This is a genomic window from Brevibacillus sp. NPDC058079 (genome assembly GCF_042885155.1).
Taxonomy (GTDB): domain Bacteria; phylum Bacillota; class Bacilli; order Brevibacillales; family Brevibacillaceae; genus Brevibacillus.
Genome location: NZ_JBHVSO010000002.1, coordinates 56599 through 83287, shown reverse-complemented (window position 1 = coordinate 83287; position 26689 = coordinate 56599). Strand labels below are relative to the sequence as shown.

General features: G+C 46.9%; 25 protein-coding genes. All 25 read left to right on the top strand.

Annotated features, from left to right (window positions below):
* Nucleotides 1-90 precede the first annotated feature (90 nt).
* The 25 genes from dpsA to ACFVS2_RS06800 all read left to right on the top strand — a co-directional run bounded on the left by dpsA (nucleotide 91) and on the right by ACFVS2_RS06800 (nucleotide 26682).
* The gene (dpsA, locus tag ACFVS2_RS06920; protein ID WP_106840329.1) at nucleotides 91-993 is read left to right on the top strand and encodes a dipicolinate synthase subunit DpsA; all 903 of its coding nucleotides are present in this window, start codon (nucleotides 91-93) and stop codon (nucleotides 991-993) included.
* Entirely contained in the window at nucleotides 990-1586 is a 597-nt protein-coding gene (locus tag ACFVS2_RS06915) for a dipicolinate synthase subunit B (protein ID WP_007719213.1), read from the top strand. The genes dpsA and ACFVS2_RS06915 overlap by 4 nt, the downstream gene beginning before the upstream one ends.
* Before the next feature lie 57 nt (nucleotides 1587-1643).
* On the top strand, nucleotides 1644-2684 hold the full coding sequence (locus ACFVS2_RS06910) for an aspartate-semialdehyde dehydrogenase (RefSeq protein ID WP_173617453.1): 1041 nt from the start codon (nucleotides 1644-1646) through the stop codon (nucleotides 2682-2684).
* Between the two features lie 11 nt (nucleotides 2685-2695).
* Nucleotides 2696-3922: an aspartate kinase gene (dapG, locus tag ACFVS2_RS06905; protein ID WP_390232606.1), complete on the top strand. Its 1227-nt coding sequence runs from the start codon at nucleotides 2696-2698 to the stop codon at nucleotides 3920-3922.
* Nucleotides 3923-3977: 55 nt separating this feature from the next.
* Nucleotides 3978-4844, top strand: coding sequence for a 4-hydroxy-tetrahydrodipicolinate synthase (dapA, locus tag ACFVS2_RS06900; RefSeq protein ID WP_390232603.1), 867 nt, complete (start codon nucleotides 3978-3980; stop codon nucleotides 4842-4844).
* A 145-nt stretch (nucleotides 4845-4989) separates the two neighbouring features.
* Nucleotides 4990-6666 carry a ribonuclease J gene (locus ACFVS2_RS06895; protein WP_390232600.1) on the top strand — a complete coding sequence of 559 codons (1677 nt, stop codon included), beginning with the start codon at nucleotides 4990-4992 and terminating at the stop codon, nucleotides 6664-6666.
* A 123-nt stretch (nucleotides 6667-6789) separates the two neighbouring features.
* On the top strand, nucleotides 6790-7614 hold the full coding sequence (locus ACFVS2_RS06890) for a ClpP family protease (protein WP_390232597.1): 825 nt from the start codon (nucleotides 6790-6792) through the stop codon (nucleotides 7612-7614).
* Entirely contained in the window at nucleotides 7611-7841 is a 231-nt protein-coding gene (locus ACFVS2_RS06885; RefSeq protein WP_047067802.1) for a YlzJ-like family protein, read from the top strand. The genes ACFVS2_RS06890 and ACFVS2_RS06885 overlap by 4 nt, the downstream gene beginning before the upstream one ends.
* A gap of 123 nt (nucleotides 7842-7964) precedes the next feature.
* On the top strand, nucleotides 7965-10343 hold the full coding sequence (locus ACFVS2_RS06880; RefSeq protein ID WP_173617458.1) for an FtsK/SpoIIIE family DNA translocase: 2379 nt from the start codon (nucleotides 7965-7967) through the stop codon (nucleotides 10341-10343).
* 239 nt (nucleotides 10344-10582) lie between these two features.
* Nucleotides 10583-11308, top strand: coding sequence for a GntR family transcriptional regulator (locus ACFVS2_RS06875; RefSeq protein ID WP_017249274.1), 726 nt, complete (start codon nucleotides 10583-10585; stop codon nucleotides 11306-11308).
* Nucleotides 11309-11365: 57 nt separating this feature from the next.
* A complete protein-coding gene (locus ACFVS2_RS06870; RefSeq protein ID WP_048033407.1) occupies nucleotides 11366-12412 on the top strand; it encodes a BMP family lipoprotein in 1047 nt (348 codons plus the stop codon).
* Between the two features lie 93 nt (nucleotides 12413-12505).
* Nucleotides 12506-14047 (top strand): ABC transporter ATP-binding protein, encoded by a 1542-nt coding sequence (locus ACFVS2_RS06865; RefSeq protein ID WP_173617459.1) that lies wholly within the window; start codon nucleotides 12506-12508, stop codon nucleotides 14045-14047.
* Nucleotides 14040-15113, top strand: a complete 1074-nt coding sequence (locus tag ACFVS2_RS06860; protein ID WP_173617460.1) for an ABC transporter permease — start codon at nucleotides 14040-14042, stop codon at nucleotides 15111-15113. Before ACFVS2_RS06865 ends, ACFVS2_RS06860 begins: the two co-directional genes overlap by 8 nt.
* Nucleotides 15113-16072: an ABC transporter permease gene (locus tag ACFVS2_RS06855; RefSeq protein ID WP_173617461.1), complete on the top strand. Its 960-nt coding sequence runs from the start codon at nucleotides 15113-15115 to the stop codon at nucleotides 16070-16072. The genes ACFVS2_RS06860 and ACFVS2_RS06855 overlap by 1 nt, the downstream gene beginning before the upstream one ends.
* Before the next feature lie 128 nt (nucleotides 16073-16200).
* Nucleotides 16201-17379 carry a stalk domain-containing protein gene (locus ACFVS2_RS06850; RefSeq protein ID WP_390232590.1) on the top strand — a complete coding sequence of 393 codons (1179 nt, stop codon included), beginning with the start codon at nucleotides 16201-16203 and terminating at the stop codon, nucleotides 17377-17379.
* Between the two features lie 53 nt (nucleotides 17380-17432).
* Nucleotides 17433-17588: a hypothetical protein gene (locus tag ACFVS2_RS06845; RefSeq protein ID WP_007719195.1), complete on the top strand. Its 156-nt coding sequence runs from the start codon at nucleotides 17433-17435 to the stop codon at nucleotides 17586-17588.
* Nucleotides 17589-17797: 209 nt separating this feature from the next.
* Nucleotides 17798-19093, top strand: coding sequence for an EF-P 5-aminopentanol modification-associated protein YfmF (yfmF, locus tag ACFVS2_RS06840; protein WP_173617463.1), 1296 nt, complete (start codon nucleotides 17798-17800; stop codon nucleotides 19091-19093).
* 1 nt (nucleotide 19094) lies between these two features.
* The gene (yfmH, locus tag ACFVS2_RS06835; protein ID WP_173617464.1) at nucleotides 19095-20387 is read left to right on the top strand and encodes an EF-P 5-aminopentanol modification-associated protein YfmH; all 1293 of its coding nucleotides are present in this window, start codon (nucleotides 19095-19097) and stop codon (nucleotides 20385-20387) included.
* A gap of 7 nt (nucleotides 20388-20394) precedes the next feature.
* Nucleotides 20395-21132, top strand: a complete 738-nt coding sequence (ymfI, locus tag ACFVS2_RS06830; protein WP_390232587.1) for an elongation factor P 5-aminopentanone reductase — start codon at nucleotides 20395-20397, stop codon at nucleotides 21130-21132.
* 100 nt (nucleotides 21133-21232) lie between these two features.
* Nucleotides 21233-21502, top strand: coding sequence for a DUF3243 domain-containing protein (locus ACFVS2_RS06825; RefSeq protein ID WP_390232584.1), 270 nt, complete (start codon nucleotides 21233-21235; stop codon nucleotides 21500-21502).
* A gap of 108 nt (nucleotides 21503-21610) precedes the next feature.
* Nucleotides 21611-22390, top strand: coding sequence for a YmfK family protein (locus ACFVS2_RS06820; RefSeq protein ID WP_015891684.1), 780 nt, complete (start codon nucleotides 21611-21613; stop codon nucleotides 22388-22390).
* 12 nt (nucleotides 22391-22402) lie between these two features.
* Nucleotides 22403-23296 (top strand): helix-turn-helix domain-containing protein, encoded by an 894-nt coding sequence (locus ACFVS2_RS06815; RefSeq protein WP_173617467.1) that lies wholly within the window; start codon nucleotides 22403-22405, stop codon nucleotides 23294-23296.
* A gap of 111 nt (nucleotides 23297-23407) precedes the next feature.
* Nucleotides 23408-24754 (top strand): 30S ribosomal protein S12 methylthiotransferase RimO, encoded by a 1347-nt coding sequence (rimO, locus tag ACFVS2_RS06810; RefSeq protein WP_173617468.1) that lies wholly within the window; start codon nucleotides 23408-23410, stop codon nucleotides 24752-24754.
* Nucleotides 24755-25330, top strand: a complete 576-nt coding sequence (gene pgsA, locus ACFVS2_RS06805) for a CDP-diacylglycerol--glycerol-3-phosphate 3-phosphatidyltransferase (protein WP_007719166.1) — start codon at nucleotides 24755-24757, stop codon at nucleotides 25328-25330.
* Nucleotides 25331-25437: 107 nt separating this feature from the next.
* Entirely contained in the window at nucleotides 25438-26682 is a 1245-nt protein-coding gene (locus ACFVS2_RS06800) for a competence/damage-inducible protein A (protein WP_390232578.1), read from the top strand.
* The last annotated feature ends 7 nt before the right edge of the window (nucleotides 26683-26689 follow it).

Here is a 26689-nt window from a genome sequence, read left to right as displayed (position 1 = left end):
CCGCATGGATTTCCGTCAACTTTTCCAAATGGAAAACCTTTGCGTTCCGATCATTTAATGCAGTAAAATGTGTGGAAAGGGGAACGCAGCATGCTAACGGGCATACATGTTGCCTTCATCGGCGGAGACGCTCGCCAGTTGGAAGTCATTAAGCGATGCATACAACTGGATGCTAGCGTCACGTTAGTTGGCTTCGACAACCTGGAAAGTAATTTTACAGGGGCAACGAAGAAACCATTAACATGCGATGTGTTGAAAGACGTGGACGCCCTCATCCTACCCATCGTAGGGACCGATGACCAAGGATACGTGGAAAGTATTTTCTGCTCCAAACAAATGCAGTTGCTAGACGAACATGTGGCGAGTCTGCCGAGTCATTGCGTGGTTTACACAGGAATGGCAAAGCCTTATCTGAAAAAGCTGTTGGCTTCCACACAGCTTCCTCTCGTGGAGCTCTTGGATCGTGATGACGTAGCTATCTATAACTCTATCCCTACTGTAGAGGGAGCGTTAATGATGGCGATTCAACATACGGATATTACGATTCATGGATCACAGTCAATTGTTTTGGGATTGGGCCGAACAGGTTTGTCCATGGCTCGAGCATTGCATGCGTTGGGGGCCCGCGTAAGAGTTGGGGCCAGACGTCAGGAACACTTGGCACGCATTTATGAGATGGGATTGACTCCCTTCCATATAAGCGAAGTAAGGAAACAGGTTACGAATGCTGATTTCATTTTTAATACCATCCCGCAATTATTACTCACGGCAGAAGTGATTGCTCAAATGCCTCAGTCGGCGTTTATTCTAGATCTTGCCTCCAAGCCAGGAGGAACAGATTTTCGATACGCTGAAAGACGAGGTATCAAAGCTCTTCTTGCTCCCGGATTACCTGGAATCGTTGCACCGAAAACCGCTGGACAAATTTTAGCCCAAACGTTGTCTCGTCTTATTGCGGATCAAAGGAAAGCGCCAGGAGGGGATGCAACATGAGTAAGCTCCAGGGAAAGACCATTGGATTTGGATTGTCTGGATCGCATTGCACCTTTGAGGAAACCATGCCGCAAATTAAGCGATTTGTGGATGCTGGAGCACGGGTGGTACCGATCGTATCGAATACGATTATGACCACGGATACACGCTTCGGTACTTCTCAAAGCTGGCAGCAACAAATCAAGGAACTGACGGGGGAAGAACTTATTTCGACGATTCCTCAGGCTGAGCCGTTGGGACCTTCTAAGTTGTTGGATGTCATGCTCATTGCGCCTTGCACAGGCAGTACGACGAGTCGACTGGCGAATGCCATTACGGATAGTGCCGTACTGATGGCGGCTAAAGCGACGATGCGTAATCTGCGACCCATTGTGATTGCCATTTCCACCAATGATGGTCTGGGATTAAATGCAGCCAATATTGCCAAGCTATTGGCCGCGAAAAATATGTATTTCGTGCCGTTCGGGCAGGATGCCCCGGATAAAAAACCGAACTCGCTTGTAGCTCGTATGGATCTCCTATTGGAAACATGCGAAGCAGCTTTGGAAGGTCGACAATTGCAACCCTTGCTCATCGAAAGATTTAACTACTAATAAGACTACAGAATAAACAATTAACCTGCTTTTTCGCGATTAGGAGGAGAGTAAGAGATGGCAAACCAACTGACTTTCAATGTTGCTGTAGTCGGTGCGACTGGTGCAGTCGGACAGCAGATGATTCAACTATTAGAAAAGCGCAACTTCCCAATCAAACAGCTTAAGCTGCTTGCTTCTGGACGTTCTGCAGGAAAAACAGTCACTTTCAAGGGGCAAGAAATTGTACTGGAAGAGGCGACTCCAGACAGTTTTGCAGGGGTTGATTTTGCCTTGTTTAGTGCTGGCGGATCGGTCAGCAAGGAACTGGCTCATCACGCAGTGCGTCATGGTGCAGTTGTCATTGACAATACCAGCGCATTCCGGATGGACCCGGATGTTCCTCTCGTTGTGCCAGAAGTAAACATGGATGCTGCGCTCGCTCATAATGGAATCATTGCGAATCCGAATTGCTCTACGATTCAGATGGTTGCCGCTCTAAAACCCCTGTATGATCGTTTTGGTATAGACCGAATCATCGTTTCTACTTACCAGGCAGTATCTGGTGCAGGTCAATCTGCGATCAATGAATTGCTCGACCAAAGTCGAGACATTTTGGATGGTAAAGAACCGCAGTGTAACGTACTTCCCGTAGGCAAATTGCCTGTACATCATCAGATTGCGTACAACGCGATTCCGCAGATTGATGTGTTCACCGACAATGGTTTTACTTATGAAGAAATGAAAATGATCAATGAGACCAAAAAAATCTTCGGTGATGACACTGTACTTGTTTCAGCTACTTGCGTACGTATTCCAGTGGTCTACGGCCATAGCGAGTCGGTATATGTAGAGCTGAAACAGGATTACGATCTGGCAGAAGTAAAGGCCCTGCTGAAAAACGCTCCTGGTATCGTATTAATAGATGTGCCGGAGGAACAGCAGTATCCACTCGCTACTGATGCAACAGGCAAACTGGAAGTATTCGTGGGCCGGGTGCGTCGTGATCTCCATCATCCTCGTGGACTGCATATGTGGATCGTTTCTGACAATCTTCTCAAGGGTGCAGCATGGAATACAGTACAAATCGCTGAAGAACTCATAAAAGCAAGAGTATAGGGGAGAGGTTAGTGAAGATTCTCGTCCAGAAGTTCGGTGGTTCTTCCTTGACGACGGAGGATTGCCGGATGCGGGCAATCTACCATATGGAAAAAGCAATTGATGAGGGCTATGCCCTCGTCGTTGTCGTATCAGCGATGGGTCGCAAAGGTGATCCATACGCAACTGATACACTCTTGCAGTTGGTTCGTGGTAATGGGAACCAACTGCCAAGTCGAGAAACGGATATGCTGATGCATACCGGAGAAATCATCTCTGCAACAGTCATGTGCAGCATGCTGAATGCACGAGGAATTAAAGCAAAGATTTTGACAGGCGGTCAGGCAAATATTGTGACGAGCGACGACTTTACGAATGCACAAATCATGTCGATCGATCCAAGTCGTATTTTGCAGGACTTGCAGGAAAGTCAAGTTGTGATCGTTCCAGGATTTCAGGGACGTACAGCCGAGTGGGAAATTACGACACTGGGGCGGGGCGGAAGCGATACGACTGCAACCGCTCTCGGTGTCGCCTTGAAGGCTGAAACGGTGGATATTTTCACCGACGTGGAAGGTATCATGACGGCGGATCCGCGTATCGTCGAAGAAGCGCAGCGGCTCGGTATGGTGACCTACACGGAGATTTGCAACATGGCTCACCTGGGTGCAAAAGTTATTCATCCTAGAGCGGTGGAGATCGCGATGCACGCTAACGTGCCGATTCGTGTTCGCTCTACGTTTTCGGACGACCCCGGTACACTCGTTACGACTATGCTGGAGGTCGGGAAACTGGGCTACACTGTACACGACAGAGTCGTCATGGGAATTGCTCATGTACCGAACATTACTCAGATCAAGGTCGCGAACAAAGAAGGGTCTTACGATACACAGCTACAAGTCTTCAAAACGATGGCAACCAATAACATCAGTGTAGATTTCATCAATGTGAACCCAATGGGTGTTGCTTACACGGTCCATGATGAAATGGGAGAAAAAGCTGCTCGCCTGTTAACGGAAATGGGATACGAGCCGCAGCTTTTGCCACATTGCGCAAAAGTGTCCGTGATTGGTGCAGGGATGACGGGCGTGCCGGGCGTGATGGCGCGAATCGTGGAGGCACTTACGCAAGAAGACATTCAAATTCTTCAATCGGCAGACTCCCATACAACCATCTGGGTACTCGTGCATGAAATGGATATGGTGAAGGCTGTTCGTGCGCTGCATCAGCAGTTCAACCTGCATGTTCAACATATGTAAAAGCATATCCTGACTTTAATACCTACTGATCACGATAAGAGGAGTTGGAGAGGTAGTGGCACGTTTTGGTCGACTGGTTACCGCTATGGTAACGCCTTTTAATGAGCAGCTACAGGTCGATTACGATAAAACAGAGCGACTGATTGACCATTTGATTGCAAATGGTACAACTGGAATCGTACTAAGTGGTACCACGGGTGAATCACCGACTTTATCCCGTACGGAGAAGCTCGATCTTTTCCGTCATGTGGTTTCCTACGCAAAAGGAAGATGCCACATCATTGCAGGAACAGGCAGTAATGATACAGCATCAAGCATTGAGTTCACCCAAGCTGTACAATCCATTGGGGTAGACGCTGTCATGGTGGTTGCTCCTTATTACAGCAAGCCATCACAGGAAGGGCTTTACGCACACTTCAAGGCATTATCGGAAGCGACCGAGCTACCCGTGATGCTATATAATGTGCCAGGAAGATCCGTCGTCAATATGACTGCTGAAACGACACTTCGTTTGGCGGAACTGCCTAATGTAGTTTGCATCAAGGAAGCCTCTGGCAATTTGTCGCAGATGTCGCAAATCATTGAACATGCTCCGGAAGGCTTTGAGCTGTACAGTGGTGATGATGGCTTAACCTTGCCAATCCTGTCTATCGGGGGAGTGGGCATTGTCAGTGTGGCGAGTCACGTAGCGGGTCGCCCAATGACAGACATGATGGACGCCTTTTTTGCCGGTAACTTTACGGAGGCAGCAAGACTCCATCGCAAGCTGTTGCCGATTTTTGAAGGCCTGTTTGCCTACCCGAGCCCAGGACCGACCAAGGTTGCTTTAGAAAAGCTCGGCGTTCAAGTTGGGGGCGTTCGACTGCCTTTAGTCGAGCTGAATGAACAAGAAAAAGCATTCGTTTATTCCCTGCTTGTTTAACTCCATAGAAGATCAAGAGCCATTCCTGCCCGGGATGGCTCTTTTTCCTTGTGTTCATGATTTCACTTCGGGTATAATAAGAACAAGTGATTTGGGGCGGTTTTTTTGAGTGGACATGACAACTAAATATAGGAGGTTACACGTTTTGGCAAAGTCGAATCACTCTGTTCTCGTTTTCGCCCTGGGCGGAGTCGGCGAAATTGGGAAGAATATGTACGTGGTACAAAGCGGTGACGACATCGTAGTGATTGATGCCGGATTGAAGTTCCCAGAAGAGGAAATGCTGGGGATTGATATGGTTATTCCGGATATCACCTACTTGGAGGAACATCGCGACAAGGTTCGGGGTATTATTATTACGCATGGACATGAAGACCACATCGGCGGCCTCAGCTACGTGCTGAAGCATTTGAAAGTCCCGGTTTATGCGACAAAACTTACCCTTGGTTTAATTGATGCAAAGTTAAAAGAAGCGGGCATCCTAAACGAAACAAAACGCGTATTGATCAACAGCGACTCGGAAGTCGTTCTCGGAAAGATGAAGGCGACCTTTTTCCGCGTAAACCACAGCATCCCGGATTGTGTAGGGGTATGCCTGGATACGCCAGAAGGTTACATCGTTCATACAGGAGACTTCAAGTTCGATCAAACACCTGTTAACAATCAGGTAGCTGATCTGGCAAAAATGGCGATGATCGGTGACAGAGGCGTTTTGTGCTTGCTCTCTGACAGTACGAATGCAGAACGGCCTGGATTTACCGGATCGGAACGCTCAGTGGGCAAAGCACTCATGGATGTGTTCAGCAAAGCATCTGGACGTATTGTTGTTTCTACGTTTGCATCAAATGTTCACCGCATTCAACAAGTGGTGGACGCTGCAGCACAGTTCAACCGTAAATTGACGGTTGTCGGCCGGAGCATGCAAAATGTCATTAATATCAGCAGAGACTTAGGATACTTGTTGGTCCCTGAGGGCTTGATTGTTGAGATCGATGAAATCAACAAATTGCCTGCTGAACAAGTCGTTATATTATCAACTGGAAGCCAAGGAGAGCCTATGTCCGCGCTCACTCGGATGGCCCGATCCGCCCATCGGAAAATTGACATCCTTCCAGGAGATACAGTTATTATTGCAGCCACTCCCATTCCAGGGAATGAAAAATACGTGGCGCGTACAATTGATCAATTATCACGCATTGGTGCAGATGTCATTTATGGTGGCCATGGACCTAACGGAACCGTCCACGTCTCCGGTCATGGTAGCCAAGAAGAATTGCGCCTGATGCTTAACCTAATGAAGCCTAAGTACTTTATTCCTGTTCACGGTGAATATCGCATGCTGAAAACGCATGCCTTACTTGCTGAACAGGTTGGCATTCCTGAAGAAAACACGTTCTTGCTGGATAACGGCGATACAGTTGAATTCTCAGGGGGCAAGGCCCGTTACGGTGGAAAAGTCCATGCTGGCAACGTTTTGATTGACGGCTTGGGCGTTGGTGATGTAGGAAACATCGTGCTTAGAGATCGCAAATTACTGTCACAAGATGGCATACTGGTAGTTGTCGTTACACTCAGCAAACAAAATGGCACGATTTTGTCAGGTCCAGACATCATTTCTCGCGGTTTCGTCTACGTGCGTGAATCCGAAGAGTTGCTGGATGAGGCAAATCGCATAGTGACCCAAACACTTGTCAAATGCATGGAAGAAAATGTGAATGAGTGGTCTTCACTGAAAAATAACGTAAAAGAGTCATTAGGCCGTTATCTGTACGAGCAAACGCGCAGACGTCCGATGATCTTGCCGATTATCATGGAAGTGTAGGATCACTTGATAAAGAGCTGGAAACCCTTTTGAAGAAGGGTTTCTGGCTTTTTTTGGCTTTGTGGGCGCATGATTTTTCCTCCCCTTATCCATACTACAGAGGAAAGTGAGGGAGGATCATCCATGCCGAATCAACAATATAACGATTTTTTAAATAGGCGGCCGTTTGCAAGCACAGAGGTAAATAGTAAGGAATCTCAACCACAATCACCAACTGATGATCAGGAGCCTGCTGCTTCGCCGCCATCTGAAGCACCTGCACAAGAAGATCCGAAGAAAAAACTGCTCGATTCCATTACGCAACTGGGTCAGACAAACGTCCCACAGCTCGAAAGCAATATTTATTGTATGACCATCATCGGACAAGTAGAAGGGCATATTCAGCTTCCTCCTCAAAATAAGACGACCAAATACGAGCACCTCATCCCTCAATTGGTTGCGGCAGAACAAAACAGCAAAATAGAGGGCGTGCTCGTTATTTTGAATACGGTTGGTGGGGATGTGGAAGCGGGCTTGGCGATTGCGGAAATGGTATCGTCCTTGTCCAAACCGGTAGTCACACTCGTACTTGGCGGTGGTCATAGTATTGGTGTGCCAATCGCTGTAGCTGGTTCGTACTCATTTATAGCAGAAACCGCTACAATGACGATCCACCCGATCCGCTTGACGGGTCTTGTGATTGGTGTACCGCAAACGTTTGAGTACTTGGATAAAATGCAAGATCGTGTGGTTAGCTTCATTTCCCGTCACTCCAATGTCTCGGAACAAAAGTTCCGTGAGCTCATGACCCGAACAGGTGAATTGACACGAGACATCGGAACCAATGTGATTGGCGTAGATGCAGTTAAATACGGTTTGATTGATGAAGTCGGCGGCCTTGGAAGTGCGCTGAAAAAGCTGAACGAACTGATCAAAGCGCAAAAAGGCGAGGAGAGTGTACTCCAATGATCTTATACTCCATCATTCCGATGGAAACGGTTTTTGAGAACATGGAGCAAGTGGAGAAACAAGAGCTAAAAGAGATCGCGGTGGGTCATGCCACGATGCTCATTGAGCAAACCGGACCGTTTGAAGGAAAAATCGTCAGGCTGATTAGTCCAGATCCGCAAGACTACCTGAAGGAGCAGTACGCACCCGGACAAAAAATTCAGTTTCAACCGGAATGGCTCGCCTAAGAAGTCCTGTATTTCTATGAATTTCCTGTGTTATACTAGTGATGTACGAACAGCAGCCGAACACGCGACGGCTGCCTTTTTTACCATTACGGTACATAACGAGTGTAATGACGAGGAGGAGGCGTGCCATTGAGTAGGAGAAAAAAAGAGCGTTCACAAGCGGCATTGGCCTCAGTTGTCAAAATAGAGCTGCTGGGACTTCTCATCATCGTGCTGTCCTTGATCGGGCTTTTGGAGAGTGGATGGCTGGGCAAAAATGTACTGGCGCTTCTATTTCGGTTTATTGCGGGTTCATGGGATTTCATCATTCCTGTTCTGCTAATCGGTATGGCCATACATATGATGTTTACGAGAAAGTCACCGAAGCTTACTTACCGCGTCTTAGGGATAGCTCTCATTGGTGTGGCGATTTTGACCTGGGATCACATGATTCTATACAAACAAATTACCGCAGATGGAAAATTTGCAGAGCAGAGCATCATTAAGGTTACATGGGACAGAATTTGGCTCGATCATGGTCAGAAAGTGTCCACCACCGGGGTAGGCGGAGGAATGATCGGTGCCCTGTTTTTTGCCGTAACCAATGGTCTTGTTGGAACAATTGGTACTGGTCTCGTGATTGTTTTCCTTTTCCTTGTGGGACTGATGTTTCTGTTCAATCTTTCTTATGTAAACATTTTGATGTTTGCCAAGGACAAGCTCGCTATGTTTTACGGAAAGGCGAAAGATACAGTGAAGGACTCTGTACAGCTTTTGCAGGAAGAAAACGAGAAGCGAAAGAAAGAAGCAAAGGAAGCCGAAGGGGCTCGCAAGCAAAAACAATCGGAGGCAGAGAGCGAGGCCATCGCAGTTACTGCGTTGAAAGAGCAAAAATCTCATCCACAGCCTGCTATTCAGGAGGAAGAAGTCCAGAAACCAAACGCCCCGTTAATACGTGATTTTACGGATCGCATTGCATTGGATGAGGATGAGGAAAAGGTTGATCCTAGTCATCAAGCGAGAGCTGCACAACCGAAAACGAATCAGGAAATTACGTTTGCGCTTGAAGGAGAAGAAGAAATCTTCGGTACACTAGATACTGAAGAAGAACAGAACACTATACCGTATGAGCTCCCAAGTCTGCAAATGCTCGCAAGACCAAAAGCGAGTTCAACAGGTAAAGACGTCGATCATACCTCAAATGCGGCAAAATTAGTGCAGACACTGAAGAGCTTTGGGGTCAATGCAACGGTTTCCGAAGTACATCGCGGACCAGCTGTTACACGCTATGAAGTTCAGCCTGCTACAGGAGTAAAAGTAAGCAGGATTGTCAGCTTGACGGATGACCTTGCTTTGGCATTGGCGGCAAAAGATATCCGGATTGAGGCACCAATCCCAGGAAAATCAGCCATTGGCATCGAGGTTCCGAACTCGGAGGTAGCGGTCGTATCACTACGAGAAGTGCTGGAAGCCTCCGAGTATCAAGATGCGCCAGGGAAGCTTACCGTTGCTCTTGGCAGGGATATTTCCGGAGAGCCGATCGTAGCAGATTTGACCAAAATGCCCCATTTGCTCGTAGCGGGTGCGACGGGAAGCGGAAAATCAGTATGCATTAACGGATTGATCATGAGTATTTTGTTCAAGGCCAAACCAGAAGAAGTCAAGCTGATGATGGTTGACCCGAAAATGGTGGAACTAAATGTGTACAACGGAATTCCACATTTGTTGGCTCCTGTTGTTACTGACCCGAGAAGGGCTTCTGTTGCATTGAAAAAGGTCGTGGCCGAGATGGAGCGGCGTTATAACTTGTTTGCCAAAACAGGGAGCCGCAATATTGAAATGTACAATGCGCAAGTCGAAGGGACGCCACTTCCCTATATTGTCGTCATTGTCGATGAGCTTGCGGACTTGATGATGGTAGCGCCGGGAGAAGTGGAGGATGCGATTTGTCGGCTCGCGCAAATGGCTCGTGCTTCCGGGATTCATCTCATCATCGCGACACAACGTCCTTCCGTAGATGTCATTACGGGTGTGATCAAGGCAAATATCCCTTCCCGCATTGCTTTTGGGGTATCTTCGATGGCTGACTCCAGAACAATTCTGGATATGGGAGGAGCAGAAAAGCTTCTCGGAAGAGGGGACATGCTTTCGCTTCCGATGGGGGCATCCAAGCCGACTCGTGTTCAAGGAGCCTTTGTATCTGACAAGGAAGTAGAAGAAGTCGTTCGTTTTGTGAAAGAACAGCAAGAAGCTCGCTACAATGAAGAAATGATCCCCGGTGACGTGCAGGAGGAACAGCAGCCAGTCGTGGATGATGAACTGTACGATCAAGCTGTCCAAATCGTTTCTGAAGCCCAAACGGCATCGGCATCCTTGTTGCAGCGTCGTCTCCGCGTCGGTTATACGCGAGCGGCACGATTGATTGATATGATGGAAGCCCAAGGAATAGTCGGTCCTTATGAGGGAAGCAAGCCTCGTGAGGTTCGTCTGCCACGTCCGTCCATAGAAAGTAATATTTCATAGAGTGAGACCTTGCCAACTTTTGTATTGGCAGGGTCTTTTTTCCTATTTTAGTAGAAAAATCCCTGTCGAAATTAATCATTTTGCATTATTATTCATAAATATTTGGCTTGCATGATACTCGCCCCTCATGTAAAATTTCTAAGAGATTGACGGAAATTGTTGTTATTAAGTCTCATACGAATCAGAGGTCTGACGTCCTACCTGTTGGGATGGCTGAAGGACAGCAGGAGTGAATGATGATGAGCATCAAAGGGAATGTTCGATCACTGTTTCTCTTGGTAATGGACAAGATCAAGAGTGATATCGAAACCGGACTTCTTCGTCCTGGTGAACGCCTCCCTTCTGAAGCCGAACTATCTAAACAGCTTGGTGTAAGCAGGGCGACGCTTCGCGAGGCACTCCGACTTCTTGAGGAAGAGAAGATTGTCATTCGTAGACACGGTGTAGGTACCTTTATTAATTCAAAGCCTGTTTTTTCAGGCGGGATTGGGGAACTCTTTAGTGTGACGGATGCAATCGAGCGCCAAGGATATACGGCAGGAACCTTGATCCTGAAAACATCCTTTGGCGAATCTGCTGAAGAAGAGAGGAAGCGGCTAGCCTTAAATCCGGGTGAAGGCGTTCTCATAGTAGAGCGAATTCGAACGGCTGATGGTGAGCCAGTGGTTTATTGTGTGGACCGCATTCCTGCACATCTGGTGCCCGGGGGCTATGCGGCAAGTGGAGAGTCTATCTTCAAATGGCTGGAGAGCGTAACAGGGGTAAGGATCGCATACGCAGTAGCCGATATTGAACCCATGGGCTACAATGAAAAGGTTTCCAACCTGCTGCATTGCGATAAATCTGCTCCCATGCTCTTGCTCAAACAGATTCATTACGACGAAAGTGAAAAGCCAGTGCTATACTCCCATAATTACTTCAGGGCTGACAAAATTCACTTTCATGTCGTACGGAGACGGTTGTAACTGTGGGGGCAACCTCACTCAACAATTTCATCAACTAAAAACAGGGGGTAATCTCAGATGAAGAAAGTTCTATCCGTGCTTTCTGTGGCAACACTCAGCCTGTCGCTTGTTCTCGCTGGCTGCGGAAGCAAACCAGAAGCACAGCCTCAAGGCCAAACTGGTAGCAATGGAGGCGCTCCAGCCGCTAAAGCTATCAAAGTAGGTATGGTTACAGACGTTGGCGGTGTAAACGACAACTCCTTTAACCAGAGTGCTTGGGAAGGGCTGCAAAAACTCCAAACCGATTTGAATCTCCCGAAAGAAAACGTAAACTATCTGCAATCAAAATCAGATGCTGACTATGTACCAAACCTGACTCAATTCGTAAAAGACGGTTGGGATCTGACTTGGGGTATCGGCTTCCTGATGGGTGACCACCTGAAAAAAGTAGCAGATGAAAACAAAGACGCAAAATTGGCGATCATCGACGCTGAAGTAGATGCTCCTAACGTAGCATCTGTACTCTTTAAAGAGCATGAAGGCTCCTTCCTCGCTGGGGTAGTTGCAGCGAAAATGACCAAAACGAAAAAGGTTGGTTTCGTGGGTGGCGTTGACATCCCGGTAATCAAACGTTTTGATCTTGGTTTCGAAGCGGGTGTAAAAGCTGTTGATCCAAGCATTCAAGTAGTGAAAGTTTACACGGGTGCTTTTGATAAACCAGACATGGGTAAATCTACGGCTTCCTCCATGTACGGTCAAGGTGTGGACATCATCTTCCACGCTTCCGGCGGTACAGGCGACGGTGTGTTCAACGAAGCAAAAGACCGTAAAGCTAAAGGCGAGAACGTATGGGTAATCGGTGTTGACAAAGACCAATCCCTGACTTTCGGCGACGAGATCACATTGACTTCCATGGTAAAACGTGTTGACGAAGCAGTTATTCGTGTAGCGAAAGACCTGTCTGAAGGTAAATTCAAAGGCGGAGTACAATGGCTCGGACTGGCTGAAAACGGTGTAGGTCTGGCTGACACTTCCACGAAAAACGTTCCTGAAGACGTACTGAAGCTGGTTGAAGAATACAAGCAAAAAATCGTTAAAGGCGAAATCACAGTTCCTGACAAGTAAAAACTAAGGAAGCTGCAAAAGGACAAGGCTGGTTCGAGCTACTGGCCTTGTCCTTTTCCTTCACAATAGACCCAAAAAATGGGGTGAGCATGCATGAACTCGGTAAAAAAAGTGGTTGAAATGAGAGGGATCACAAAACGGTTCCCAGGCATTGTTGCGAATGACAGTATTACACTGTCCGTAGGTAAAGGTGAAATTCATGCGCTGCTCGGAGAGAATGGCGCGGGTAAGTCCACACTCATGAATATCTTGTTCGGTCTATATCAGCCGGATGAAGGCGAAATTCTGATTAACGAGAAAGTTGTACAGATCACCAGTCCAAGGATTGCAAACGACCTTGGTATCGGAATGGTTCACCAACATTTTATGCTTGTAGAAACATTTACAGTCACGGAAAACATTGTGCTAGGAAATGAACCGAAAAACGGGTTGAAGATAGATATTCAAAGCGCTGAGAAAGCGGTAGAAAAACTGTCGAATCAATACGGGCTCAAAGTTGATCCGAGAGCAAAGATTCAGGATATCTCAGTAGGGATGCAGCAGCGTGTAGAGATTTTGAAAACGCTTTATCGTGGTGCGGACATCTTGATTTTTGATGAACCTACGGCTGTATTGACGCCGCAGGAAATCCATGAGCTTATCGAGATCATGCATAACTTGGTAAAAGAAGGTAAGACGATTATTCTGATCACACACAAGCTGAAAGAAATTATGGCTGTATGTGACGCGGTTACGATCATTCGTCGAGGAAAAGTCATTGACTCCGTATTGGTAAAAGATACGAATCCAGACGACTTGGCTGCAAAAATGGTTGGTCGTGAAGTGAACTTCCGCGTGGATAAAACGGAAGCAAAACCAAAAGAAACGATCTTGGCTGTAGAGAAATTGACTGCGATGGGTAACCGAGGTGTGAATGCACTGAACAATCTCAGTTTAGAGGTTCGCGCCGGTGAAATTCTCGGAATTGCTGGAGTCGACGGAAACGGCCAAAGTGAACTGATTGAAGTATTAACTGGCTTGCGTAAAGCAACAAGTGGGCGTGTCCTTCTTAATGGGAAAGAAATTACGAATCAAAATCCGCGCAGCATCTCGGAATCAGGATTGTCTCATATTCCTGAAGATCGACATAAACGTGGATTGGTTCTTGATTTCACCATGAGTGAAAATATGGTATTGGAAACGTACTTCCATCCAACGTTTTGCAAAGGCGGTTTTCTTGATTATGGCGCCATTGACAAGCATGCGGCCAAACTTATCGAAGAATTCGACGTTCGGACTCCGAGTATTTACACGCCAGCACGAGCGCTCTCGGGAGGAAACCAACAGAAGGCAATTATTGCCCGCGAAGTGGACAAGAACCCGGATCTGCTGATTGCGGCTCAACCTACTCGTGGATTGGACGTAGGGGCTATCGAATTCATTCATCGCAGACTGATTGATCAACGCGATCAAGGAAAAGCGGTTCTCTTGCTTTCCTTGGAGTTGGATGAGGTTATCAATGTGTCCGACCGGATTGCGGTTATTTATGAGGGAGCCATTGTGGGGATTGTCGATGCAAAATCGACAACGGAGCAAGAGCTCGGCTTGATGATGTCCGGCGGAAAAGTAATGCAAGGAGGGGGAAACGATGAATAGAGTTATTGCGGTCTTCACGAAAGAATCGTTTCTCGTTCCTGCCGTTGCGATCATTCTTGGTCTTTTGACTGGAGCAATCGCAATGCTGGCAGGTGGATTTAATCCAATCGATGCCTATATGGCTTTGATTAAAAAAGTATTTGGAAGCGCGTATAACTTTGGTGAAACGATTCGTCAAATTACGCCATTGATCTTTACAGGTTTGGCTGTAGCGTTTGCTTTCCGTACAGGTCTCTTTAACATCGGGGCAGAAGGTCAATTTATCGTAGGGATGATTGCTTCTACTGTCGTAGGTGTTTCTTTTGACCTTCCAGCTATCATTCACGCTCCACTTGCTATCCTTGCAGGTGCTGTAGCAGGTGGTTTGTGGGGTGCCATTGCCGGTTATTTGAAAGCAGCCCGTGGTGTCAATGAGGTTATTACCAGCATCATGTTGAACTGGGTAGCTCTTTACTTTGCAAACTGGGTCATGAATGCTTTCTTTATTCCAGCAGGCAAACAAACCTCTGAAGAGGTAAAGGATTCCGCGATCATTACTATTGGATGGCTCGCTGAAATGTTTGACAATGCTCGTTTGCACTGGGGTACACTGATTGCCGTACTCGCAGCTATTTTCTTCTATATCATCCTGTGGAAAACAAAATCTGGTTTTGAATTGCGTTCCGTTGGTTTGAACCCGCATGCTTCTGAGTATGCTGGTATGAACGTGAATCGAAATGTTGTAAAGGCTATGTTCATTGGTGGTATGTTTGCAGGGATTGGTGGAGCTACTGAGATTTTGGGCGTATTCCACTATCAAGCGATTATGACGCAGCATACGGGCTATGGCTTTGATGGAATCGCGGTAGCATTGATTGGCGGAAATTCACCATTCGGGGTTATCCTTGCTGCCATATTGTTTGGGGTGCTCACATTCGGTGCGAGCGGCATGCAGTTTAGTGCAGGTGTACCGTTTGAGTTGATTCGTGTCGTGATTGCTTCCGTTATTTTCTTCGTTGCTGCACATGGCATCGTGAAAATTTTCGTTAAGCCGATCTTGATGAAGAAAAAGGAAGGTGGAAACTGATGGATTGGGGATTAATTCTCAGCAACCTCGTTCATGATACCATCGTGTTTTCCACTGCCTTGATTTTTGCCGCATTGGGTGGACTGTACTCTGAGCGTTCTGGTGTCGTGAACATTGCGCTAGAAGGTATGATGATTATCGGTGCTTTTACCGGTGCTGTAATGACCTATGCTTTCCAAGATTCACTGGGTGCTTGGGCACCGTGGGTTGGATTTATTGCAGCAGGTATTGCCGGTTCTATTTTTGCACTTCCGCATGCCGTTGCTTCGGTTACATTTAAAGCGGACCAGACCGTCAGTGGTGTGGCTCTGAACTTCTTGGCAGCTGGACTTTCCATCTACCTGACCAAAATTATTTTCGACGGAGCAGGTCAGACAACAACATTGAACAATGTGTTTAACAAATTCAGTATTCCTGGATTGAGTGAAATTCCGTATATCGGACATGCCATTTTTGAGGCGTATCCTACTAGCTATCTAGCTTTCATTGCGGTTTTCCTTACTTGGTATGTTGTATTTAAGACACCATTCGGATTGCGCTTGCGTTCAGTTGGTGAGCATCCGCGTGCTGCTGATACAGTAGGGATCAATGTTAAGAGAATGCGCTACACGGCTGTTATGATCAGTGGTATGCTGGCTGCATTAGGTGGAGCTACCATTTCTTTGACGACAACCAGTAACTTTTCCCATAACACGGTTTCCGGACAGGGGTTTATCGCGATTGCGGCCTTGATCTTTGGTAAATGGCATCCAATGGGTGCGATGGGAGCAGCATTATTCTTTGGTGTCGCTCAAGCGATCAAGTCTTTGGTGCAAATCTTCGGATTGACCAATTACATTCCTACTGAATTTATCTTCATGCTTCCGTACGTACTGACGATTCTCGTGATGGCTGGTCTGGTAGGACGATCCAGTGCTCCAGCGGCCCTCGGCAAACCGTACGATACGGGATCGCGTTAATCATTCGTTGACAAAATTTAGCGTCTAGAACCTGTCACTTCCCCTGTGCGATAATTTTTGTGACTGCTTGCGGTCCGCAAAAAACGGTCCTATCCGTTTTTGGAAATTGTCTGTGGGGAGGGAAAAAGATGAACCGCTGTCTACATATGTACAGCAGTTATCGATGGAACAGGCTTCTAGGCGCTTTTGTTTTTTGCCTGATGATAGCAGGATCCGGTGGAATGGTTTCAGCAAAAGAGCCAGGACCGGTCATTTCTGTCGTTGTTGATGGAATGGGAGTCCAATCAGATGTATCACCAATCCATCGAAACGGGCGCATGCTCGTTCCGATAAGGGTAGTAGCGGAGGCAACAGGATCAGAAGTAAGCTACGATGCCGACACCCAAAAAGTATTGCTCAACAAAAAAGGCAAGCATATAACCCTTACAATTGGAAGCCAGACTGCGTACGTAGATGGAAAACACTTGAAGATGGATGTTTCTCCAAGTATTGTGAATAAGCGCACGCTTGTTCCGATCCGATTTATCTCCGAGGCATTTGGCTATCAAGTTCAATGGGATGAGACGTCGGCCGTTGCATACATACAATCTAAACCTGTGGAAGACAAGGCTGCGAGTGTGAAATACTCCTTGAATCCATATGTCGTTCAACAGGGTGATACCTTATCAGAAATTGCAGCTCGCCACGACACGAACATAAGTGCCATTCAGAAAAATAACCATCTCTCATCTGATGAGTTACTGTTGGGCCAAATTTTATTTTTGCCAGAAGGTGCACAAAGAGCTGAGCATCCCATTGCCACAAAGGTTGCCGATGATGAATTGGTTGGGAAACAATTTCGGTTTCCTTTCCACGATAATAGTTGGTATGAGCCGTATGGGGATAGTTTCGGGTCCGATCGAGAGTGGACCGAGACGAATAGCGGCAGTGTCCGTAGTCACGAGGGCATCGACATTATGGCACCGAAAGGAACGCCGATTTACTCGGTATCCGATGGGACGATCAACAAAGTGGGCTGGAATACGTATGGTGGCTGGAGAGTAAACATAACGGATGAGAATGGTCAATATCGGATGTATTACGCTCATTTGCAGGCGTATGCACCGGGATTGCATGTAGGGAAAACGATAAAAGCTGGACAACTGATCGGTTTTGTTGGAGATACAGGTTACGGTGGAACTGGTACAGTGGGAATGTTTGAACCTCACCTGCATTTTGGTCTCTATCGTAACAGCACGGGGAAAGCGATCGATCCGTATGATTACTTGCGGACGTGGGAGCAAAATAAAGTGGGGAGTCTCCTCTAATATTGGGACAAACTACTACGGAGTACCTTCACGAATAAAAGGAGGCCCTTCGTATGTGGACTTGTCCGTACTGTGGGGGAAGCCACGGCTTACCCTTTCACGATGAGCAGTTGGATGGCATGCTCTGTCTCTCGTCTGATTGCGGTCGATTTGTTGAAGAGCATAGCACATCGGATGATCCTCGAGACTGGGATGCAATGGATATGTAAGGAAAAGAGTGAACGCCCTTCGTAATAAGGTGGCGTTCGCTCTTTTTTTATACGTTGGAAGCGCTGTGATTTGCGTATTATGGGACTTGCGTGAGCGCATAGGATGAAGCACTGGGATGTATAATGGAAGATTCTGATGCTTGATGCCCTGACAATTGGTTACAATAGAGAAGAGTATGAGTAAGCTGATGGAGAAGGGAGATTGGACTATGACTGCTTCTACAACCGAAATTGCATTTCAAAGCTCCCAAATCAATGGGATGAACGTACATATCCTTCCAACAGAAAAGTTCAAGACAACGACGATCGTGACGATGATTGAACAGACGTTATCGGAGGAGCACGTAACGAAAACAGCATTGCTTGCGATGGTCATGAAACGTGCCAGCGCTCGTTTTCCAGAAACGAAGCTATTGCGAGCACATTTGGATTTCCTGTATGGTGCCATTTTTGATGTAGATGTCACCAAAAAAGGCGAGCGGCAAATCCTGCAAATTTACATGGAAGTACCGAATGAAAAATATCTGTCCAATGAATCCTCACTTTTGGAGCAGGCCATCGAATTCGTTGGAGATATGCTCGTCAGACCGCATGTACAGAACAACGCTTTTTCCGAAAAGTACTTGGCACAGGAAAAAGAGACGCTACGTAAGCGGATGGAAAGTTTAATCGACGACAAAATGAAGTATGCGAACCAACGCGTGACAGAAGAAATGTGTAAAGGAGAGCCATTCTCTCTTCTCGTCCAAGGGCGCGTGGCGGATTTGCCGAAAATCTCCGGTCAGGAGCTGTATCAATATTTTAAAGAAGTAACGACGACGAATCCGATCAATATGTTCGTGGTGGGGGATGTTGATCAGCAGGAAGTAAGTGAGGCTATTCGCAAGCATATCCCATTGGAGCGCTCGCAAGTAGGAGAACTGCAGATCGAATCGACGGTGAAAGACGTATCTGCTGAACGCGAAGTGATCGATCGACTCGATGTCAACCAAGCAAAGCTCAATATCGGTTGCCGCACGCAGATCACTTATAAGGATGACGATTACCCAACGCTGTTGCTATTCAACGGGATTTTAGGCGGTTTTCCTCACTCCAAGCTGTTTGTCAACGTCCGTGAAAAGGAGAGTCTCGCTTACTATGCCGTATCCAGGCTAGAGAGCCACAAAGGGATTCTCATGATTATGTCCGGGATTGAAGTTAGCAAATATCAGCGTGCGGTTGAGATTATTAAGCAGCAGCTTGATCTGATGCAACAAGGAACCATATCGGATGAGGAAATGAGCCAGACCCGCGCGACTTTGTCTAACCAGTTCCGTGAACTATTGGACAGTGCTCGCGGCATGATTGAATTTACGTACAACGGTGTGATTAGCGGACGTCCTCGGAAAATCGAAGAGCTTTTGGCGGGGATCAACCAAGCGACCATAGAGGATATCAAAAAAGTAGCGAGCAAGGTGACGATCGACACGATTTATCTGCTACGGGACAAGAAGGGAGAGGCATAAGATGCAGACCACTGTTTTTGAACAAGTAAATGAAACGGTATATCATGAAACTCTCCAAAATGGATTGCAAGTCTATTTGGTTCCCAAACAGGGCTTCAGCAAAACATACGCTGTGTTCACTACGCGCTATGGCTCCATTGATAGCCATTTCCGCACTCGAAGCGGGGAAGAAATCAATGTTCCCGATGGCATTGCGCATTTTCTTGAGCACAAAATGTTTGAGAAAAAAGATCGGGATGTCATGCACGAATTCAGTAAAAACGGGGCGAGCTGCAATGCATTCACGAGCTTCAATCGTACGGCTTATTTGTTCTCGTGCACAGATAAGTTAGATGACAATCTGAATTTGCTGCTCGATTATGTGCAGGACCCGTATTTTACAGATGCCAGTGTAGAAAAGGAAAAAGGAATCATCGGCCAGGAAATCACCATGTACGATGATAATCCTGACTGGAAGGTGTACATGAACCTCCTAAAGGCCATGTACCAAAAGTATCCGATTAACATTGAAATTGCGGGTACGATCGAGACGATCTCTCATATTACAAAAGAATATTTGTATCAGTGCTATGAAACGTTTTACCATCCTGCCAATATGCTCCTATTGGTTGTGGGCTCCTTCGAGCCAGAAGCGATCATGAAGCTCATTCGTGAAAATCAGGGAGCTAAAGAGTTTTCTCCTGCACCACAAATCACGCGTGTGTTTCCAGAAGAGCCATCAGCTCCAGCGGAAGCGAAAGTAGAAGCGTTTCTAACAGTGGGCTTGCCCAAATGCATGATCGGAATCAAAGAAAAGGAAAACGGTCTAACCAAGGAAGCCTTGTTAAAACGCGAGTTGACTACTAAACTGGTATTGGACATCGCGTTCGGCACAAGCTCCGCTGTCTATGAGCGTTTGTATGACAGCGAGCTGATTACGGAAAGCTTTGATTTTGACTACAGCAGCGAGCAGGATTATGCGTATACGATTATTGGTGGAGATACACCTGATCCAGAGCGCTTAGTGGAAACGATCAAAGCAGAAATCGAACAGTTGAAGCAAAACGGTATAGCCCAGGATGATTTTGAGCGTGCGAAGCGTAAAAAAATCGGAAACTTCATGCGTTCTCTTAACTCCGTAGAGTTTATCGCTAACCAGTTTACCAGCTTCAAATTTAACGGAAATGATCTGTTTTCCGTAGTGCCGACCTTGGAGTCGATCACACGCGAAGATGTGGAAAAACGTTTGAAGGAGCATTTTTTAATCGAGCAGATGGCTGTTTCCATCGTTCGTTCCGCTTCGCCACAGGAGTAATGTATTCATGTTCAAGCAAGAGACGCCGTGGGCGTTAATTACGGGAGCTTCCGGAGAGATCGGGAAGGCGATCGCTGCCTACCTGATTGATGCGGGGGTTCCCCTTTATCTGCATTACAATCGAAATATAGAAAAATTGGAGCCGTTGGTGCAAAAATGCCAGGAGCAGGGAGTTCCGTACGGCATCCTCCAAGCTGATCTACGGGATCCACAGCAAATTGCGGCGATGTTTGCTCAGATGCAGGTTGCACCACTATTGATCGTAAACAACGCCTCAGTGGACGATGTCGGCTTATTTACGGATGTAACTGTCGAGAAATTCGATGAGCTCATCGCACTCAATGTTCGATCCGCTTTTTTGGTCTGTCAAGCTGCTGTTCCGGCCATGCTGCGCGCAAGATATGGGCGTATCGTCAACATTTCTTCCATTTGGGGGCTGACAGGCGGTTCATGTGAGGTGTTGTATTCCATGACCAAAGGAGCAGTCAATACGTTCACCAAAGCCTTGGCAAAGGAAATGGCCCCAAACGGAATTACGGTAAATGCAGTCGCTCCTGGAGCTATTGCTGGTGGAATGATGGAGCGCTTTGCTCCAGATGAAATGGACATGATCGCGGAAGAAATACCTGCCAACCGTCTCGGACAACCATATGAGGTAGCCGCTGTCGTGCGCTTTTTGCTTTCGGCGGATTCTAGTTATGTGACGGGGCAAGTGATTAGTCCAAACGGTGGATGGTACACGTAGAAGAGAAGTATGCATGAATAAAATAGGAGAAATGATGGAATTCTACCTTTTGTGTGGGCAGCAAATCTGTTCGCAACGTACAAAAGGAGGGAATTTCCCTATGTCGATTCTTGACAATTTCAGCGACTGGAAAGCGTTTCTCGGAGATAGGGTAGACCAAGCGAAACAAGCCGGGATGGAAGGCGAAACGCTTCAAAATGTAGCTTATCAAATTGGTAGCTATCTGTCTGAGCAAGTAGACCCGAAAAACGATCAGGAGCGTCTGTTGAAACAGCTGTGGGACGCAGGTGATCAACAGCAGCAACAAGCTTTGGCATCACTCATGGTGAAGCTTGTTCAGAATCGCAATGACGCGAACGCTGGCAGCTAGCCATTCAAATCCCCTACTCTTGGGGATTTTTCTTTTCGCGATTGTCGAATGAAACGAACGTGATATACTACATAAGAAGAGAATTCTGGTTGGCGGAGAGGATTGCATATGGAAGCGAAGAAAGAATGGTACATGGAGTATGAGATTGCCCGTAACCGTCCCGGTCTCTTAGGGGACGTATCTTCTATTCTGGGGATGTTGAACATCAATATCGTGACGATCAATGGTGTGGATACCATGCGTCGAGGTATGCTCCTCTTGACCGATGATGATGAAAAAATGGAGGTTTTGCGCAACGTTGTGCAAAAAATGGACAACATAACCATAACGAGGTTACGTCCCCCGACCATGCTGGATCGATTGGCTGTACGCCACGGTCGCTATATTGAACGGGATAGCGAGGACAAAAAAACGTTTCGTTTTGTTCGTGAGGAGCTGGGCTTGCTGGTCGATTTCATGGCAGAAATCCTGAAGAGGGAAGGTCACCAGCTCATCGGGATTCGTGGCATGCCTCGCGTAGGGAAGACTGAATCCATGATTGCTGCCAGCGTATCCGCCAATAAACGTTGGACATTCATTTCCTCTACTTTGCTGCGCCAGACGGTGCGTAGCTCCTTAGCCATTGATGAAATGTCTACTGATCATGTATATTTGATAGATGGAATTGTCTCAACGCTGCGATCGACAGAAAAGCACTTTACCTTGCTTCGGGAGATTATGAACTTTCCTGCCGCAAAAATCATTGAGCATCCGGATATATTCGTAAGGGAATCTGAGTACCAACTTGATGATTTCCATTACATTATTGAGCTGCGTCATCATCCGGATGAAGAGATTACATATGAGCTTATCAACAATCGCGGCTTTGATAATTTCGAAATGAATTAAGGAGGGGCAGCTGTGTCTGAGCTAGGTCAAGTCCTACAAAGGGCCCGCGAAGAAAAAGGAATCACGCTCGACGACATCCAACGTATCACCAAGATACAGCGGCGATATTTGGAAGCCATTGAAAGGGGTCATTTTCACGTACTTCCTGGCCACTTTTACGCGCGTGCATTTATAAAGAGTTATGCGGAAGCTGTCGGTCTAGACCCGAACCACATCTTGAATCACTTTCAGTCCGATTTGCCGGCCCAGCCACCTACAGAGCAAGTAGAACGACTGCGTCGCAGACGAGTTGCTTCAGCGAACAATCCATTACAAGCGGGGCGATGGGTTACCAAGACCTTGCTCGTATTGTTTATTGCCTTGATTATCGGGGTTATTTATTTCGCTGTCGTCAATAACAACGGAGGTCAGTCGACTCAGCCAGTGCCGGGTGGAACAGTTAACCCTGGAGCTGAAATTGTCACGCCTGGTGGTGGAGCGGCAACATCCCCGATTGCTCAACAACCGAAGCCTCCTTCTATTACCACACCGACTCCTGAAACAGGAACAAAACCACCTGAGACCGTTACGGAAACTCCTCAGGCAACCATCACATTCGAATCGCAGCAAGGATCGATGTATAACTATTCCTTGCAAGGTGGAGAAAAAATCACGGTTTATCTGAAGGTGAAAGAAGAAACAAGCTGGTTTGGTATTTCGGAAGGAAAAGGCAAAACTTATGTTGAGCAGGGCACGCTCAAGAAGGATCAGGAAAAAACGATTGAGCTGGGGAAATCCGCTTATATTCGTTTGGGCAAACCGACTGTAGTGGAATTGAAGGTTAACGGAGTCTTGGTAGACACGTCTAAAATGAAGTCAATGCCGTCCAATATTACGATGAAAGTAAAAGAGGCGGTCACCCAGTAGGCAAGCATATGCTTGCCTTTCGTACTTTTCTCTGTTTTGACACTTCCTTTAGGCTTATATTATACTGGATAGGTGTAATATGGGTTGGTGTGACCAATTGGAGGAAAAAAGATGACAGAGAAGGTAGGCACGCGTGAAAAAGTAGCGATTGTTACGCTGGGCTGTGAAAAGAATCTCGTTGATTCGGACATGATGGCCCATCTGATAGATGAAAAAGGTTATGAACTGGTTGATAACCCGGAAGAAGCAACTGTGGTCATCGTCAATACCTGCGGTTTCATCGATGCAGCCAAGGAAGAATCCGTAAATAAGATTCTGGAAATGGGTGAATTGAAGGAATCCGGCAAACTGAAATCGCTTGTGGTGGCGGGCTGTCTCACACAACGTTACAAAGAGGATATCTTGAATGAGATTCCTGAGGTGGACGGCATTGTCGGAACAGGCGATTTTATGTCGATTACAGGTATTATCGAAGAATCTCTAGAGGGCAAGCGACCGATTTTCGTAGGAAATCCCATTTTTACGTATGAAGATGTAGTGAAGCGGAAAGTAAAACAAGGCACATACACCGCATATATTAAAATTGCCGAGGGTTGCGACAACGCCTGTACGTTCTGTTCGATTCCTTTGATGCGTGGGGGATTCCGCAGTCGTACAATCGAGTCCATCGTAGAAGAAGCGCGTCATTTGGCTGCTCAAGGTATCGTAGAAGTAAGTCTGATTGCACAAGATTCTACGAACTACGGTACGGATATTTACGATGGAAAACTGATGCTTCCTGAACTATTAAACCGTCTGGCTGAAGTCGAGGGCATCGAGTGGATTCGTCTTCACTATGCATACCCTGGATTTTTCACCGATGAATTGATCCACACCTTTGCAACCAATCCAAAAGTGTGCAAATACGTAGATATGCCTTTGCAGCACTCCGAAGACCATATTCTGAAAAGAATGCGTCGCCCTGGAAGACAGACGGACATTCGAGCGCTGGTAGCAAAAATTCGCGCGCAGGTTCCAGATGTGGCGCTGCGTACCTCTTTGATCGTAGGGTTCCCGGGGGAAACAGAGGAAGACTTCGAGCGTCTGAGCGAGTTTGTGAAGGATATTCGCTTTGATCGACTGGGTGTGTTTACTTACTCCAACGAGGATGACACGCCAGCTTCCCGTCTGCCTGATCACGTAGACGAAGAGGTTAAGGAAAAACGTGCGAACATGCTGATGGAAATTCAGCGTGAAGTAGCCGGAGATCGCAACGGACGCTTTGTTGGTCAAGTCTTGGAAGTTTTGATTGAACGTTACGAAGGACGTAACGATATTTATGTAGGTCGAACACAGTATGACGCTCCGGAAATCGATGGTGAAGTATTCGTCACTGGTTTTAAAGGCGAACTGGGCAACATCGTAAAAGTAAAAATTACACACTCCTATGAATACGATTTAGCCGGGGAGGTAGTCTAGGTGAATCTCGCCAACCGCATCACCCTCGCCAGGATTTTTCTGGTGCCGGTAGTAATGTTTTTTATGCTGGTGCGTTACAACATCGGGACATTTACGATTGGCAGCCTGACGATGACGTATAACGAGCTGATTGCGGCTTTGGTGTTTATCCTAGCAGCCAGTACGGACGGACTCGACGGTTATATTGCACGGAAAAATAAAATCGTGACGAACTTGGGGAAGTTTCTGGACCCGCTTGCTGATAAGCTATTGATATCTGCAGCACTCATTTCACTCGTAGAGATGCAGCGTCTGGAAGCGTGGATTGCGATTGTCATTATCAGCCGGGAGTTTGCGGTAACGGGTCTACGGCTAGTTGCTGCGGCAGAAGGACAGGTAATTGCTGCGAGTGCATTGGGTAAACTGAAAACATGGGTGCAGATCGTAGCGATTACGGCTGTCATGATTCGCAACTTCCCATTTGGGTTCTTCGGCATTCCGTTCGACGAAGTAGCTACTTGGGCGATGGTGATCATCACGATTTACTCCGGGTACGACTACTTTGCGAAAAATCGTAACGTGATCCAATACTCGTAATGCGGGTATTGGTCTCTTTTTTCACAAGACTCTTCTCTTGAGCGTTTGCAAGTGATAAACTATTAGTTTAGAGGCTTTTCTACTCTCAAAGAGAATGGATGAGGAATATGAGAGCGGAGATTATCGCGGTAGGTACTGAGCTTTTGTTAGGCCAGATCGCTAACACCAACGCACAGTTTCTTTCTCAGAAGCTGGCGGAAATTGGCGTGGGAGTTTACTTTCATACCGTTGTGGGAGACAATACGGAGCGATTGCTACAAGTGATTCGATTGGCATCAGGACGATCTGATCTCGTCATTTTCACGGGTGGGCTAGGGCCGACTCAAGATGATTTGACGAAAGAAACCTTGGCGGGGCTTGTAGGCATTGGATTGGAAACGAATCCAGAGGCCATGGAGAGAATTGAAAAATTCTTTTTGCAACGTGGGATTGTCATGACGGAGAACAATCGTAAGCAGGCGCTGGTGCTTTCTGGCAGCCATGTATTCTCCAACGATTTCGGGATGGCGCCGGGGATGGCGATCCGTCATGACAGTAGTACGTTCGTGCTGTTGCCTGGACCACCAAGCGAGCTGTATCCAATGGTGGAGAATTACGTGATGCCTTACTTGACCGATTTGCTTCCCGAAAAACAAGTGTTCCATTCTCATGTACTCCGGTTCTACGGAATAGGCGAATCCGCTTTGGAGGAAAAATTGCTCGATCTGATCGAAAAGCAGGAAAATCCAACGATCGCGCCATACGCCAAAGAATTCGAAGTAACGCTGCGGATTACGGCAAGAGCTGCTACAGTCGAAGAAGGAGAAGCCCTAATCTTGCCTGTAGAAAAAGAAATACTCAGCCGTGTTGGCCAGTATATGTACGGAATGGGCGAGAACTCGTCGCTGCATGATGTGCTGGTTTCTGAGCTAAAAAAGAGAAATGAGACGATCGCTTGTGCAGAAAGCTGCACAGGAGGAGCAATTGCCTCGTTGATTACCTCTGTACCGGGAAGCTCGCAAGTGTTTCGTGGCGGGGTAGTCTGCTACACCAATGAAGTGAAAAATCAGCTGCTCGAAGTACCTCATTCCATTTTGCAAACAGATGGGGCAGTCAGTGAGAAAACAGCTCAATTGCTGGCTGAACATGTACGAGAAAAGCTGGGAGCTACTTATGGTATTTCTATTACGGGAGTGGCTGGACCAGATCCTTCCGAGGGTAAGCCTGTTGGCCTTGTCTACGTAGGGATCGCAGCAGAAGGAATGCCCACAGTTGTAAAAGAGTTGCGCCTTGCCGGAAGAAGGCATGCAATCGTTGGACGTGCCGCTAAATACGCGTTGTTTTATGCGCTGCAAATGCAAAAAGAAAGGTGATTTTTTC

Bases quoted from the DNA above. Each gene is read 5' to 3' on its own strand.
- ACFVS2_RS06855 (WP_173617461.1), top strand. From the start codon at position 15,113: ATGGATTGGGGATTAATTCTCAGCAACCTCGTTCATGATACCATCGTG.
- ACFVS2_RS06860 (WP_173617460.1), top strand. From the start codon at position 14,040: ATGAATAGAGTTATTGCGGTCTTCACGAAAGAATCGTTTCTCGTTCCT.
- ACFVS2_RS06850 (WP_390232590.1), top strand. From the start codon at position 16,201: ATGAACCGCTGTCTACATATGTACAGCAGTTATCGATGGAACAGGCTT.
- ACFVS2_RS06845 (WP_007719195.1), top strand. From the start codon at position 17,433: ATGTGGACTTGTCCGTACTGTGGGGGAAGCCACGGCTTACCCTTTCAC.
- ACFVS2_RS06910 (WP_173617453.1), top strand. From the start codon at position 1,644: ATGGCAAACCAACTGACTTTCAATGTTGCTGTAGTCGGTGCGACTGGT.
- dpsA (WP_106840329.1), top strand. From the start codon at position 91: ATGCTAACGGGCATACATGTTGCCTTCATCGGCGGAGACGCTCGCCAG.
- ACFVS2_RS06875 (WP_017249274.1), top strand. From the start codon at position 10,583: ATGAGCATCAAAGGGAATGTTCGATCACTGTTTCTCTTGGTAATGGAC.
- ACFVS2_RS06890 (WP_390232597.1), top strand. From the start codon at position 6,790: ATGCCGAATCAACAATATAACGATTTTTTAAATAGGCGGCCGTTTGCA.
- ACFVS2_RS06870 (WP_048033407.1), top strand. From the start codon at position 11,366: ATGAAGAAAGTTCTATCCGTGCTTTCTGTGGCAACACTCAGCCTGTCG.
- ymfI (WP_390232587.1), top strand. From the start codon at position 20,395: ATGTTCAAGCAAGAGACGCCGTGGGCGTTAATTACGGGAGCTTCCGGA.
- yfmH (WP_173617464.1), top strand. From the start codon at position 19,095: ATGCAGACCACTGTTTTTGAACAAGTAAATGAAACGGTATATCATGAA.
- ACFVS2_RS06825 (WP_390232584.1), top strand. From the start codon at position 21,233: ATGTCGATTCTTGACAATTTCAGCGACTGGAAAGCGTTTCTCGGAGAT.
- ACFVS2_RS06885 (WP_047067802.1), top strand. From the start codon at position 7,611: ATGATCTTATACTCCATCATTCCGATGGAAACGGTTTTTGAGAACATG.
- ACFVS2_RS06915 (WP_007719213.1), top strand. From the start codon at position 990: ATGAGTAAGCTCCAGGGAAAGACCATTGGATTTGGATTGTCTGGATCG.
- yfmF (WP_173617463.1), top strand. From the start codon at position 17,798: ATGACTGCTTCTACAACCGAAATTGCATTTCAAAGCTCCCAAATCAAT.
- rimO (WP_173617468.1), top strand. From the start codon at position 23,408: ATGACAGAGAAGGTAGGCACGCGTGAAAAAGTAGCGATTGTTACGCTG.
- ACFVS2_RS06800 (WP_390232578.1), top strand. From the start codon at position 25,438: ATGAGAGCGGAGATTATCGCGGTAGGTACTGAGCTTTTGTTAGGCCAG.
- ACFVS2_RS06820 (WP_015891684.1), top strand. From the start codon at position 21,611: ATGGAAGCGAAGAAAGAATGGTACATGGAGTATGAGATTGCCCGTAAC.
- ACFVS2_RS06865 (WP_173617459.1), top strand. From the start codon at position 12,506: ATGAACTCGGTAAAAAAAGTGGTTGAAATGAGAGGGATCACAAAACGG.